The organism is Cellulosimicrobium sp. SJTW-1, assembly GCF_047716875.1.
GTDB lineage: Bacteria > Actinomycetota > Actinomycetes > Actinomycetales > Cellulomonadaceae > Cellulosimicrobium > Cellulosimicrobium funkei.
Genome location: NZ_CP136680.1, coordinates 973,477 through 987,037, shown reverse-complemented (window position 1 = coordinate 987,037; position 13,561 = coordinate 973,477). Strand labels below are relative to the sequence as shown.

General features: G+C 74.3%; 11 protein-coding genes. 1 reads left to right on the top strand and 10 read right to left on the bottom strand.

Features of this window, described 5'->3' with window-relative positions; translation table 11 throughout:
* Positions 1–33: 33 nt before the first annotated feature.
* From RSE42_RS04530 to RSE42_RS04485, 10 genes are all read right to left on the bottom strand, one after another.
* Complete coding sequence (locus RSE42_RS04530) at positions 34–1,092, bottom strand: ABC transporter permease (protein WP_043655183.1); 1,059 nt, start codon at positions 1,090–1,092, stop codon at positions 34–36.
* A complete protein-coding gene (locus tag RSE42_RS04525; protein ID WP_085388451.1) occupies positions 1,089–2,627 on the bottom strand; it encodes a sugar ABC transporter ATP-binding protein in 1,539 nt (512 codons plus the stop codon). Before RSE42_RS04525 ends, RSE42_RS04530 begins: the two co-directional genes overlap by 4 nt.
* 235 nt (positions 2,628–2,862) lie before the next feature.
* A complete protein-coding gene (locus tag RSE42_RS04520; protein ID WP_043658850.1) occupies positions 2,863–3,882 on the bottom strand; it encodes an ABC transporter substrate-binding protein in 1,020 nt (339 codons plus the stop codon).
* A gap of 381 nt (positions 3,883–4,263) precedes the next feature.
* On the bottom strand, positions 4,264–5,772 hold the full coding sequence (gene araA / locus RSE42_RS04515) for an L-arabinose isomerase (RefSeq protein ID WP_021479858.1): 1,509 nt from the start codon (positions 5,770–5,772) through the stop codon (positions 4,264–4,266).
* Between the two features lie 123 nt (positions 5,773–5,895).
* Positions 5,896–6,654, bottom strand: coding sequence for an L-ribulose-5-phosphate 4-epimerase (locus tag RSE42_RS04510; RefSeq protein ID WP_137281567.1), 759 nt, complete (start codon positions 6,652–6,654; stop codon positions 5,896–5,898).
* Entirely contained in the window at positions 6,651–8,312 is a 1,662-nt protein-coding gene (locus RSE42_RS04505) for a xylulokinase (protein ID WP_396050586.1), read from the bottom strand. The genes RSE42_RS04510 and RSE42_RS04505 overlap by 4 nt, the downstream gene beginning before the upstream one ends.
* Positions 8,313–8,425: 113 nt before the next feature.
* Complete coding sequence (locus RSE42_RS04500; RefSeq protein ID WP_034655503.1) at positions 8,426–9,478, bottom strand: LacI family DNA-binding transcriptional regulator; 1,053 nt, start codon at positions 9,476–9,478, stop codon at positions 8,426–8,428.
* A 35-nt stretch (positions 9,479–9,513) separates the two neighbouring features.
* The gene (gene proC / locus RSE42_RS04495; protein ID WP_354805533.1) at positions 9,514–10,389 is read right to left on the bottom strand and encodes a pyrroline-5-carboxylate reductase; all 876 of its coding nucleotides are present in this window, start codon (positions 10,387–10,389) and stop codon (positions 9,514–9,516) included.
* Positions 10,390–10,468: 79 nt separating this feature from the next.
* Positions 10,469–11,200 (bottom strand): hypothetical protein, encoded by a 732-nt coding sequence (locus RSE42_RS04490; RefSeq protein ID WP_415297952.1) that lies wholly within the window; start codon positions 11,198–11,200, stop codon positions 10,469–10,471.
* Between the two features lie 242 nt (positions 11,201–11,442).
* The gene (locus RSE42_RS04485) at positions 11,443–11,979 is read right to left on the bottom strand and encodes a potassium channel family protein (RefSeq protein WP_211932017.1); all 537 of its coding nucleotides are present in this window, start codon (positions 11,977–11,979) and stop codon (positions 11,443–11,445) included.
* An 84-nt stretch (positions 11,980–12,063) separates the two neighbouring features.
* Here RSE42_RS04485 and RSE42_RS04480 point away from each other — a divergent pair, with 84 nt between their 5' ends.
* A complete protein-coding gene (locus RSE42_RS04480) occupies positions 12,064–13,527 on the top strand; it encodes a DNA repair protein RadA (RefSeq protein WP_061266717.1) in 1,464 nt (487 codons plus the stop codon).
* Positions 13,528–13,561 lie beyond the last annotated feature (34 nt).

Below are 13,561 nucleotides of genomic sequence, written 5' to 3'. Positions count from 1 at the left end.
GCGAGGTCGGGGCAGGGGTCTGCACGGCGGACATCAGGCGCTCACCTCCGCGGCCGCGGCGGCCGTCGGGGCCGCGCGACGTCGTCGGGCGGCGACCAGGTCGCGCACCTTCGGGGACTGCGCGAGGCAGACCGCGATGACGACGATCGCCTTGAACAGGGGCGTGACGGACGGCGAGATGCCGAGCATGGTCACCGTGAGGGTGAGCGTCTGGATGATGAGGACGCCGACCAGGGTGCCGGAGAGCGAGAACTTCCCGCCCGCGAGCGACGTGCCGCCGATCACGACGGCGAGGATCGCGTCGAGCTCGATGAAGAGCCCGGCGTTGTTGGCGTCGGCCGCCATGGTGCTCGACGAGATCATGAGGCCGGCGAGGCCCGCGAAGAGCGCGCAGACCGCGTAGACGGTCCAGATGATGCTGCGCGCCTTGACGCCCGCGAGGCGGCTCGCCTCGGGGTTGATGCCGACGGACTCGATGAGCATGCCGAGCGCGGTGCGCCGCGTGAGCAGCGCGACGGCCGCGAAGACGATACCGGCCAGCACGACCGCGACGGGGATCCCGAACCAGAACCCGGACCCGATCGACTTGAACGGTGCGCTGTTGACCGTCGTGATCTGGCCGCCCGTGATGAGCATCGCGACGCCACGGCCCGCGGTCATGAGCACGAGCGTCGCGATGATGGGCTGGATCCCGAGGACGGAGACGAGGAACCCGTTCCACACGCCGAGGACGAAGGACAGCGCGAGCGCGATCCCCACGGCGACGAGGACGGTCGTCAGGCTGTCCGGCGTGGGCGACGACGCGATGAAGCTCAGCGCGACGGCCCCGGAGATCGCGACCACCGCGCCGACCGACAGGTCGATGCCGCGCGTCGCGATGACGAGGGTCATGCCGAGCGCGACGAGCAGCAGCGGTGCGCCGTTCTTCAGCAGGTTGACGAGCGACCCGAAGAGGTGGCCGTCCTGCAGCCTGATGGACAGGAAGCTCGGCCGGTTGACCGTGTTGACCGCCAGCAGCACGACCAGCGCGACGATCGGCCAGAAGAGCCGGTGCTGGACGGCGCGCTGCCAGGCGGGTGCCGTGGTGCTCATGACTCCTGCCCTCCGCTCGCGATGAGCTCGACGACGTCCTCGACCGTGACGTCCTCGTCGTTGGTGATCTCCGCGACCTTGACGCGGTCGCGCATGACGGCGATGCGGTGGCTGAGCCGCAGCACCTCCTCGAGCTCGGCCGAGATGAACACGACCGACATGCCCTCGCCCGAGAGCTGGGCGACGAGCTTCTGGATCTCGGCCTTCGCCCCGACGTCGATGCCGCGCGTCGGCTCGTCCAGGATGAGCAGCTTGGGGGCCGTCGCGAGCCAGCGCGCGAGGAGCACCTTCTGCTGGTTGCCGCCCGAGAGGTTCTTGATGAGCGCGTCCGGGTTGGCGGGGCGGATCGCGAGCGCGCTGATGTACTTCTCGACGATCTCGTCGACCTGCTTGCGCGGCAGGCGCCGCGCCCACCCGCGCTCGGCCTGGAGCCCGAGCACGATGTTCTCGCGGATGGTCAGGTCGCCCACGATGCCCTCGGCCTTGCGGTGCTCCGAGGAGAACGCGATCTTGCGCTGCATCGCGCTGCGCGGCGTGCGCAGCCGGGCGAGCGCGCCGCCGACGCGGACCTGGCCGCTGTCCGCGCGGTCCGCGCCCGCGAGCAGCCGGGCGAGCTCGGTGCGGCCCGAGCCGAGGAGGCCCGCGAGCCCGACGACCTCGCCCGGGTAGACGTCGAGGTCGAACGGCTGCACCGAGCCCTTGCGGCCGACGCCGAGCGCCTGGACGAACGGCGTCGCCTCGCGGTCGGCGACCGAGCGCTTGGGCGCCTCCTCGAGCTCCTCGAGCACCTCGAGCGAGGTGCCGATCATCTTGGAGACGAGCTCGAGGCGCGGGAGCTCGGCGGTGACGTACTCGCCGACGAGCTTGCCGTTGCGCAGCACGGTCATGCGGTCGGAGATCTCGTACACCTGCTCGAGGAAGTGCGAGACGAAGAGGATCGCGACGCCCTCGTCGCGCAGGCGCCGCACGACGGCGAAGAGCTGCGCGACCTCGTCCGCGTCGAGGCTGGACGTCGGCTCGTCGAGGATGAGCACCTTGCACTCGACGACGAGCGCGCGACAGATCGCCACGAGCTGCTGCACGGCGAGGGAGTGGCTCGAGAGCGAGGACGCCGGGTCGATGTCGAGGTTGAGGCGCGCGAGCATCTCCCCCGCCCGACGGCGCGTGGCCCGCCAGTCGATCGCGCCCAGGCGGCGCGGCTCGTGGCCGAGCATGATGTTCTCGGCGACCGAGAGGTTCTCGCAGAGGTTGACCTCCTGGTACACCGGCGAGACACCGGCGGCCTGGGCCTCGCCCGGGCCGGAGAACGTGTGCTCGGCGCCGTCGACGAGGATGCGACCGGAGTCGATCGAGTAGACGCCGGTGAGCGCCTTGATGAGCGTCGACTTGCCGGCGCCGTTCTCGCCCATGAGGGCGTGGACCTCTCCGGGCCGGAGCGTGAGGTCGACTCCGTCGAGCGCCTTGACGCCCGGGAACTCGATCGAGATCCCGGTCATCTCGACGACGGGCCGACCGTCGGGGACGGCGGTAGTCATGGGTGACCTTCCGTGCAGCGGTGGCGGCGGGGCTGCCGGGCCCCGGGGCGCCTCAGGACGCCGGCGGGGTCGGCATGCCGGCGGTGGTGCGTCGGCCGCGCGCCGGGGAGCCGTGCTCTCCCGGCGCGCGACCCGTCCGTGGTGGCGGGGCCGGTCGGCGTCGACCGGCCCCGCCGGGGCGGTGCGGAGCGGGTGCCCGGAGGTCCGGGGCGCCCGCTCGGCGCGCGCGGTGCGCTCAGTACTCGCGCGTCGGGAGCGCCTCGATCGCCTGCTCCTGCGTGAAGGACTCGTCCTTGACGACGATGCGCTTCTCGACCTCCTCGCCCGCGACGACCTTCTTGATGATGTCGGCCAGGTCCGGGCCGAGGAGCGGGTTGCACTCGACGATGAAGTTGATCTTGCCGTCGGCGAGAGCCTGCATGCCGTCCTTGACCGCGTCGACGGTGACGATCTTGATGTCCTCGCCCGGGACGAGACCGGCGGCCTCGATGGCCTCGATGGCGCCGAGGCCCATGTCGTCGTTGTGCGCGTACACGAGGTCGATGTCGTCGTGCGCCTGGAGGAAGCCCTCCATGACCGTCTTGCCCTCGGCACGCGTGAAGTTGCCGGTCTGCGAGTCGATGATCGTCACGTTGGGGTTGTCCGCCGTGGCGTTCTCGAAACCGGTCTTGCGGTCGATCGCGGGCGCGGCGCCCGTGGTGCCCTGGAGCTCGACGACGTTGATGGGCTCGGTCCCGAGGTTCTCGGAGACCCAGTCGCCGGCCATCTCGCCCTCGAGGACGAAGTCGGAGCCGATGAACGACTCGTAGAGGGTGTCGTCCTCGGAGTCGACCGCGCGGTCGGTGAGGATCACGGGGATGCCGGCCTGCTTGGCCTCCTCGAGCACCGCGTCCCAGCCGGACTCGACGACCGGGGAGAACGCGATGACGTCGACGCCCTGCGCGATGTAGGAGCGGATCGCCTGGATCTGGTTCTCCTGCTTCTGCTGCGCGTCGGAGAACTTGAGGTCGAAGCCGTTCTCGGCCGTGAGCGTGTCCTGGATGGACTTGGTGTTCGCCGCGCGCCAGCCGGACTCGGCGCCGACCTGCGAGAAGCCGACGGAGATCGTGTCGCCGCCACCGCCGCCGTCGCCGCCCGCGTCGTTGCTGCTGCCGTCCGTGCTGCCGCCCCCGCTGCTGCACGCCGCGAGCGCGAGGACCGCCACGCCGGCGAGGACACCCGTCAGACGCGTGCGCGCCTTGGTCGTGCTGAACATGCTCTCCTCCTTGAGATGCGACCTCGGCGCCGTGCCGAGGACCGTCGGGTCGTGCCAGCCCCTCATCGGACTGTTGACTCTTGTTGATACATGTTTGCTTGTGTCAATGTCTAGCGGTGTCAGGGCCGCTCCCGCAAGCCCCCACTCGGCATTCCGCATCACCGTTCGGTAACCATTCCGGTCACCGCTCGGCACTGCGACGTGCTCGAGCTGCGGAGCCAGGCGAAGGGCAGGACCCCGGGCCCGCGGATGTGATCGCTCACACCCTCCCGAGAGATGATGTTAGCGCTCACACGGCTCCAGGGGAAGCCGCCGCCCCGTCACGGTTCGGTCACGGCCGGTGGCCGTGACGGGACCGTGCGCGGACGGCTCCCCCAGGCGTCAGAGGCCCTGCGCGAGGCGGTAGTAGACCTGGTTCCACCGCACCTGGTCGCGGAAGCCCCGCCGCGTCGTGCTCTCGTCGATGACCAGGAGCTCCGTGCGCGCGATGTCCGCGAAGACCTCGAACGCGTCGATGCCCGCGGCCGTGGAGAGCACCGTGTGGTGCGCGCCGCCCGCCGTCAGCCAGGCCTCGGCGGACGTCGCGAAGTCCGGCCGCGGCTCCCACACCGCGCGTGCCACCGGCAGGTGCGGCAGCGGCGCGCTCGGCGGGACGACGTCCACGACGTTCGCCGTGAGCCGGAAGCGGTCGCGCATGTCCGCGAGGGACACGACGACGCCGACGCCCGGGTCGGCGTCGAACACCATGCGGACCGGGTCCTCCTTGCCGCCGATGCCGAGCGGGTGGATCTCGACGCGGGGCGTCGAGGTCGTGAGCGACGGGCAGATCTCCAGCATGTGCGCGCCGAGGATCTTCTCGCTGCCCGGGGTCAGGTCGTAGGTGTAGTCCTCCATGAGCGACGCGCCGCCGGGCAGCCCCTCGCCCATGACCTTCGCGGCGCGCACGAGCACGGCCGTCTTCCAGTCGCCCTCGGCCCCGAACCCGTAGCCCTTGGCCATGAGGCGCTGGACGGCGATGCCGGGGAGCTGGCGCAGGTCGCCCAGGTCCTCGAAGTTGGTCGTGAACGCCTTGGCGCCGACGGACTCGAGGAACGTCTCGAGCGCGATCTCCTGCCGGGCCGCGTACCGCAGCGAGGCGTGCCGGTCGCCGTCCTTGCGCAGCTCGGGGACGACGTCGTAGAGGTCCTCGTACTCGGCGACGAGCGCGTCGACGTCGGCCTCCGAGACCTCGTCGACCGCGCGCACGAGGTCGTTCACGCCCCACGTGTTCACGCTCACACCGAACCGGAGCTCGGCCTCGGTCTTGTCGCCCTCGGTCACCGCGACGTTGCGCATGTTGTCGCCGAAGCGGGCGAGGCGCAGCTCGTGCGTCGCCGCCCAGCCGGCGGCGCCGCGCACCCACGAGCCGACGCGCGCGGTGACCGCCGGGTTCGAGACGTGCCCGACGACCGTCGTGCGCGCCACCCCGAGCCGCGTCGCGACGTACGCGTACTCCCGGTCGCCGTGCGCGGCCTGGTTGAGGTTCATGAAGTCGAAGTCGATCGTGTCCCACGGCAGCTCGACGTTCGCCTGCGTGTGCAGGTGCAGGAGCGGCTTGCGGAGCTGGTCGAGGCCGCCGATCCACATCTTCGCGGGGCTGAACGTGTGCATCCACGTCACGACGCCGAGCACGCGGTCGTCGGCGTTCGCGTCGAGCATCGCGCGGCGGATCGCGCCGGCGTCCTTGAGGACGGGCTTCCAGACGACGGTCGCCGGGACGTCCGGCGACGCGTCGAGGGCGCGCGCGACCTCCTGCGACTGCTCGGCGACCTGCCGCAGCGTCTCCTCTCCGTACAGGTCCTGGCTGCCGGTGAGGAACCAGATCTCGCGGTCCGCGTAGGGCTTGCTCATGTCGGTCCATCTCTCGTGTCGTGGGCGAGGGCCGCACCGCTGCGGTCCCGTCCCGGTGGTCGTGCTGCGTGTCGTGCCGGTGCGCCGCCGGTCCGGGGGAACCGGGCCGGAGCGGCCCGCCGGTCAGCGCGCGGGCTGCTGCCCGTAGACGTGCTGGTAGCGCGCGTAGAGCGCGTCGACGTCGTCCTGCGCGATGCGCGTGGGCTCGCCGAGCTGGCGGCTGACGTGCACGGTGCGGGCGACCTCCTCGCACATCACGGCCGCCTTGACCGCCGCGCGCGCGTCCTTGCCGATGGTGAACGGCCCGTGGTTGCGCATGAGGACCGCGGGGCTGCGCGACCCGCGCAGCGTCTCCACGATGCCGCGCCCGATCGAGTCGTCCCCGATGAGCGCGAACGGTCCGACGGGGATGTCGCCCCCGAACTCGTCGGCCATCATCGTCAGGACGCACGGCACCGGCTCGCCGCGCGCGGCCCACGCCGTCGCGTAGGTCGAGTGCGTGTGCACCACGCCGCCCACCTCGGGCAGGTGGCGGTAGACGTACGCGTGCGCCGCCGTGTCCGACGACGGCGACCGGTCGCCCTCGACGAGGGCCCCGTCGAGGTCGCACACGACCATCGCGCCGGGGGTGATGTCGTCGTACGCGACGCCCGACGGCTTGATGACGAGCAGGTCGGACGCGCCGTCGGGCCGCGTGGTGTCCCGGACGCGCTCGGACACGTTGCCCGCGGTCCACACCACGAGCTCCCAGCGGGGCAGCTCGGCGTGCAGCGCGGCGACGCGCTCCTTGGCGGCGTCGACGGCGTCGCGCAGGTGCGCGGGCACCGCCGGGACGGCGGGTCGCGCGTCCGTCACGTCCGCGGACGGGGTGGGCGTGCTCATGCGGGGTCCTCTCCTCCGATGCGGGTGGGCAGCGCTGTCACGGCGGCGCGCTCGACGGCGAGCCCGGCCGCGTACCGCTCGAGGTACGCGGCGAAGCCGGCGACGTCCGCAGGGTCGGGCTCGACCGTCACGGTCTCGGCCGTCGCGAAGACGTGGTCGCGCAGGTAGCCGCCCAGGTCCGCACCGACGTCGGCGCCCGGCGCGCGCTCCCCGGCACGGGCGCGCGCGAAGGCCGCGAGCACCGCGATGCCCCAGGCCCCGCCCTCGCCCGCGGTGCGCCCCACGCTGACGGGCGCGCCGATCGCCGCCGCGAGGAGCCGCTGCGCGACGCCCGCGGTGCGGAACATCCCGCCGTGGGCGAGCATCCCGTCGATCCGGACGCCCTCCCGCGCGAGCACGCGCATGCCGAGCGCGAGGGTCCCGAAGGCGCCGTACACCTGCGTCCGCGCGAAGTTGGCGAGCGTCAGGCGGCTGCCGGGCGTGCGGACGACCAGGGGGCGACCCTCGTCGAGCCCGGTGATCGGCTCCCCCGCGAGGTAGTTGTAGGCGAGCAGCCCGCCGCCGTCGGCGTCGCCGTCGAGCGCGGCGCGGAACAGCGCGCCGAAGACGTCGTCCGGGCCCGCGTCGCTGCCGACGGCCGCGGCGAGCTCGCCGAGCAGTCCGGCCCACGCCTCGAGCTCGCTCGCGCCGTTGTTGCAGTGGACCATCGCGACGAGGTCGCCCGCCGGCGTCGTGACGAGGTCGAGCTCGTGGTGCACGGCGGCGAGCGGACCCTCGAGCACGACCATCGCGAAGATGCTCGTGCCCGCGCTGACGTTGCCCGTGCGCGGCGCGACGGCGTTCGTCGCGACCATGCCCGTGCCCGCGTCGCCCTCGGGCGGGCACAGCAGGACGCCGGGCTCCAGCGACCCGGTGGGGTCGAGCCAGGCCGCGCCCGCAGCGGTCAGGCGCCCGGCGTCCTCCCCCGCGACGAGCACGTCGGGCAGCAGCTCGGCGAGCTTCGGCCCGGCCCGGTGGGTGGCGGCGCGCTCGTCGACGAGCGCGAGGAGCGCGTGGTCGTAGTCGCGCGTCGCCGGGTCGACCGGGAACATGCCGGACGCGTCGCCGACGCCGAGCACGTGGCGGCCCGTGAGCCGCCGGTGGACGTACCCGGCGAGCGTCGTGAGCGACGCGACGCGGGTCGCGTGCGGCTCGGCGTCGAGGATCGCCTGGTACCAGTGCGCGACCGACCAGCGCAGCGGGACGTTGTGGCCCAGCAGCTCGGTGAGCTCGGCAGCGGCCGGGCCGGTCGAGGTGTTGCGCCACGTGCGGAACGGGACGAGCAGCTCGCCGTCGGCGTCGAACGCGAGGTAGCCGTGCATCATCGCGGAGACGCCGAGCGCCCCGTACGTCGTGGGTCGCACGCCGTACCGCTCCTCGACGTCGGCCACGAGGCGCGCGTAGCACTCGCGCAGCCCCGCCTCCACGGCGTCGAGCGGGTACGTCCACGTGCCGTCCTCGAACCGGTTCTCCCAGGCGTGGCTCCCGCTCGCGAGCGGCGTGCCGTCACCGTCCACGAGGCACGCCTTGATCCGCGTCGACCCGAGCTCGATCCCGAGCGCGGTGTCCCCCGCCACGACGGCCGCCCGACGGCGCCCGACCTCGTCCTGCTGCACCATTGCTGCTTCTCCTCGTCGCGGCGTCGCGCCTCGGTCGTTGAGTGTCCTTCGAATGTTAGCGCTCACAACCGGCGAGGCCAACTCCCTCCGCGCTCGCCCGTGCGAGCGCGCGGTCAGTCGCGCGGCGTGCCCGTGCTCTCGCGCACCATGAGCTCGGGCGGGATCGAGACGGGGCGGACCGTCGCGCCCGCCAGCGCGTCGATCATCATCCCCATGCACCGGCGGCCCAGGGACCCGAACGGCTGGCGCACCGTCGTCAGCGGCGGGATGAAGTGCCCGGCGCCCGCGACGTCGTCGAACCCGACCACCGAGACGTCCGCCGGCACCCGCACGCCCTGCTCCCAGAACGCGCGCAGCAGGCCGAGCGCGAGCTGGTCGTTGCCCGCGAACACCGCCGTCGGGCCGTCGCCCGCGCGGACCGCGGCCGCGAGCTCGCGCCCGACGGCGTACCCGCGGTCCGACGACCAGTCGCCCCGCACCGGCTCGGGCACCGGGGCGCCGTGCTCCTCGAGCGCGGCGCGCCAGCCCGTCTCGCGCTCGCGCGCGTCGAACCAGTCGAGCGGCCCGGACAGGTGGAGCACCGTGCGGTGGCCCAGGCCGAGCAGGTGCTCCGTCGCGACGCGCGCACCCAGGCGCTGGTCCACGGCGATGGACAGGATCGCCCCCGGCGCGCCGAGCGCACCGGGCGCGGGGCGCACGACGTCGGTCGCCTCGCCGTCCGCGGGGAGGTCGCGCGCGGCGATCATGATGACGGGGACGGGTGCGCGGAACGAGTCGACCGCCGCCGCGACGTCCGTCTGCGGCGCGATGACGACGATGCCCTCGACGCCCTGGTCCATGAAGTGCTCGAGCACGCGGTGCATCGTGTCGGCGTCGTAGCGCCGGATCGTCGCGACGCTCACGAAGTAGCCCTGCTCGCGGGCGGCCTCCTCGACCGCGATGAGGGTCGACGTCGGCCCGTACAGCGCGGAGCCGGTGGTCACCACGCCGATCGTGCCCGAGCGCATCGTCACGAGGGCGCGCGCCGCGCTGTTGCGGCGGTAGCCGAGCGTCGCGATCGCGTCGAGGACGCGGTCGCGGGTCTCGGGCCGCACGCTCGGGTGGTCGTTGAGCACGCGGGACACGGTCTGGTGCGAGACGCCGGCGAGCCGCGCGACGTCCGACATCGCGGGCGGGCGCGTGCGGGGCGACGGCCCGTCGCTCACGACCCGGCCCCCTCGGTCCCCGCGCGCGGCGCCGGGGCGTCCGCGAGCGCCGCCGCGAGCTCGGCCGAGCGGTCGCGCGCGGCCTCGAGCGCGTCGAGGAACGCGGCGCGCACCCCGCCGGCGTCGAGACGGCGCAGCGCCGCGACCGTCGTGCCGCCCGGCGACGAGACGCGCTCGCGCGCGATCGCCGGGTGCTCGCCCGTCTCGCGCAGCATCGTGGCCGCGCCGTGCACGGTCGCGGTCGCGAGCTCGAGCGCCGTCGCGCGCGTCAGACCGAGCAGCACGCCCGCCTCGGCGAGCGCGTCGATGACGTAGAAGACGTACGCGGGCCCGGAGCCGGAGAGCGCGCCGACGGCGTCCTGGTCCTTCTCCGCGACGCGCACGACGAGGCCCGTCGCGGCGAGCAGCCGCTCGACGAGCGCGACGTCGTCGTCGTCCGCGGCGCTCCCGCCGCTCACGGCGCTCACGCCCGCACCCACGACGGACGGCGTGTTCGGCATGACCCGCACGACGGCGGTGCCCGCGGGCAGCCGCTCCTCGTAGAAGGCGGTCGGGAGGCCGACGACGACGCTCACGACGACCGTGCCCTCGCCCACCGCGTCGTGGACCTCGGCGAGCAGCGCGGCCACGTCCTTCGGCTTCACCGCGACGACGACGACCCCGGCGCCGCGCACGGCCTCGACGTTGTCGCGCGTCGTCCGGACGCCGTGGCGTGCGGCGAGCTCGTCGGCGCGCTCGGGCCGGCGGACCGTGGCGACGACGTCGTCGGGTCGCCACCCGGACGCGAGCGCACCCGCGAGGACGGTCTCGCCCATGACGCCCGTGCCGAGGACGGCGAGCCGGGGCGCGGAGGGGGTGGGCAGGTCGGTCATGGGCGATCAGCTCCCGGGAGTCGGTGAAGGGCATTCTTGCGCACCCGGAGAGTCCGGGCCGCCGCGAGGGCCCCGGTGCTCAGAGCGGGAAGGCGGCGTAGACGTCGGCCACGACGTCGGCGGGCCCCGTCGCCTGGAGGACGGCCGTGTCGTTGCGCCACGTGACGGTGGCCCGGCCGTCGCCCGCGTCGGTCACGGCGTACCGGCCCGCGACCTCCCCGGCGACCTCGACGTCGCCCTCCTCCGTGGGCGTGCCCGCCGCGGCGACGAGGTCGTCCGCCGCGGCCTCCGCCTCCGCGGACGTCGGCCACTGGCCCGCGACGACGGTGACCCGGGTCGCGTCGTCCCCCTCGCCGTCGGCGTACTCGAGCTGGTACGCCTCCAGGGCGCGCGCGGCGGTCCACGCGTCCGTCGCCGAGTCGCTGCGAAGCACGAGGTCGAGCACGGTGTCCGGGAGCGCCTGCGCGAACGCGGTCGTGCCGGTGCGTGCCACGGGCTCGAGCGTCGGCGTGGGCGGGTCGGCGGTGACGGTGACCGTCGGCTCGGGCTCCGCCGCGGCGTCCGAGCGGGCGAACCCGGGCCACACCCACGCGAGGAGCGCCAGCACGAGGCCGACGACGACCAGCAGGCCGACCAGCACGACGAGCCGCCGACGCCGGTACACCGCCGCCGACGGGGGGCGGGAGTGCCGCCGGTCGCGCGCGCCCGTCGCGTCGGCGGGACGGCGGGGACCCGACGGGCCCGCCGTCGCCCCGGGGCGCGCCGGGGTGGCGGCCCGTCCTGGCGTGCCCCCGCCGGGCGGCTGGCTCATCGCGCGCACCTCTCTGCTCCCGGCCGTCCTCGTGGGCCGCCGATCCTCCGGGGCCTGGCCCCGCGGCCCAGCGTAGGACGCGCGCGGGCCCGACCCCCTGCGGTGACGCGGGGTGTCGTCCGGACGGAGCGGGTTCACCCGGTCGTCGCGCCCGCGCGTCCACCTCGGGGGACCGCCCGCCGGGGACCCCGCGCCGGAACTGTGCGCCGCGGACCGTGCGCCGCGGACCGCCGGCCGGGACGTCAGTCGGGGCGTCGCCCGGTGCGTTCCGCGCGCTCGCGGTGCTCCGCCCGGGCCCGCGCCCGCGACGTGGCGATCGACACCAGGACGCCCACGACGACGAGGTCCAGCACGATCTGGACCATCGCCACCATCTTGGCGGCCTCGCCCGTCGGGTGGACGTCGCCGTAGCCGACCGTCCCGAGCGTCACGACGGCGAAGTACAGGGCGTCGGTCCGGTTCTCGATCCCCACGAACTGGTCCGCGAGGAGGTAGTAGACGAGGGCGAAGAACGTCACGACCGGCAGCAGCAGGCCCATGACGGACTGGACCCGCACGCTCGGCGTCTCCCACGCGCGGAGCTGGCGCCGCACCTGGACCACGAGGAGCCCGCACAGCAGCGCCAGCCCGACGCCGAAGGAGACGAGCTGGACCACCTCGGGCGCGTCGTCGTCGGGCAGCGGCACGCCGTAGTAGACCGTGAGGCACGCGGCCGTCGAGGTCACCGTGAGGATCGGCGTCCACCACGGGCTGTCGTGCGGGAGGCCGCGCTTGCGCATGGGCCCAGCATCCCGCGCCGACGCCCGCTCGTCGCGGCGTGCGGCGGCGTGCCGGTGTCAGGGGTGCTGGCTAGGTTGGGGCGCGTGACGTCGTCGACCACCGCGGCCCGCTCCGCGGCCGCCAAGCGAGCCCGCCCCGCCTACCGCTGCAGCGAGTGCGGGTGGACCACCGCGAAGTGGGTGGGCCGGTGCGGCGAGTGCCAGGAGTGGGGCACGGTGACGGAGGACGCCCCGGCCGCCTCGGGCCCCCGCACCACGGCCGTGTCCCCCACGCGCTCCCCCGCGCGCCCCATCGGCGAGATCAGCGTCGAGGCCGCGCGCGCCACGCCCACCGGCGTGTCCGAGTTCGACCGCGTGCTCGGCGGCGGCATCGTGCCGGGCGCCGTCGTGCTCCTCGCCGGGGAGCCGGGCGTCGGCAAGTCGACGCTCCTGCTCGCCGTGGCGAGCAACGTCGCCGCGGGCGGCTCCGACCTGCCGACGGTCCGGCCCGCCGGAGAGCGTGCGCCCGCGGAGCCTGCGCGCCCCGCGCCCGTCCCGCGGCGCGTCCTCTACGTCACGGGCGAGGAGTCGGCCGGGCAGGTGCGCCTGCGCGCCGAGCGCGTCGGCGCCCTCGCGCCCGGGCTGCTGCTCGCGGCCGAGACGGACCTCGCGACCGTCCTCGGGCACATCGAGGCCACGGAGCCCGACCTGCTGGTCGTCGACTCCGTGCAGACCGTCGCGTCCGCGCAGGTCGAGGGCGCGCCCGGTGGCGTGAGCCAGGTGCGCGAGGTCGCGGCGTCGCTCATCGCCGCGGCGAAGGCCCGCGACCTGCCCGTGATCCTCGTCGGTCACGTCACGAAGGACGGCTCGGTCGCCGGCCCGCGCACGCTCGAGCACCTCGTGGACGTCGTGTGCCAGTTCGAGGGCGACCGGCACTCGCGCCTGCGCCTCGTCCGCGCGGTGAAGAACCGCTACGGGCCCACGGACGAGGTCGGTTGCTTCGACCTCACCGAGAACGGGATCGTGGGGCTCGCCGACCCGAGCGGCCTCTTCCTCTCGCACACCGGCGCGGGCGTACCGGGCACGTGCGTCACCGTGACGCTCGAGGGCCGCCGGCCGCTCGCGCTCGAGATCCAGTCGCTCGTCGTGCCGAGCTCGCTGACGAACCCGCGCCGCACCACGAGCGGCGTCGACTCGAGCCGCCTCGCGATGATCCTCGCCGTCATGCACCGGCACGCGGGCGTGCGGCTCGTCGACCAGGACGTCTACGCGTCGACCGTGGGCGGCGCCAAGGTGACCGAGCCGGCCGCCGACCTCTCGATCGCGCTCGCCGTCCTGTCCGCGCGGGAGGACGAGGCCCTCCCGCAGGGCACCGTCGCGTTCGGCGAGGTCGGTCTCGCCGGGGACATCCGACCGGTCGCCGGCCTCGACCGCAGGCTGGCCGAGGCCGCGCGGCTCGGCTTCACGCGCGCCGTCGTGCCGCGGGGGTCGTTCCCGCGCCCCGTCGAGGGCATGACGATCCACCCGGCGCGGCACCTCGGCGAGGCGGTCGAGCTCGCGCGGAGCTGAGCGCGCGGGCCGCGGCCGGGCAGCCGCCGAGAGC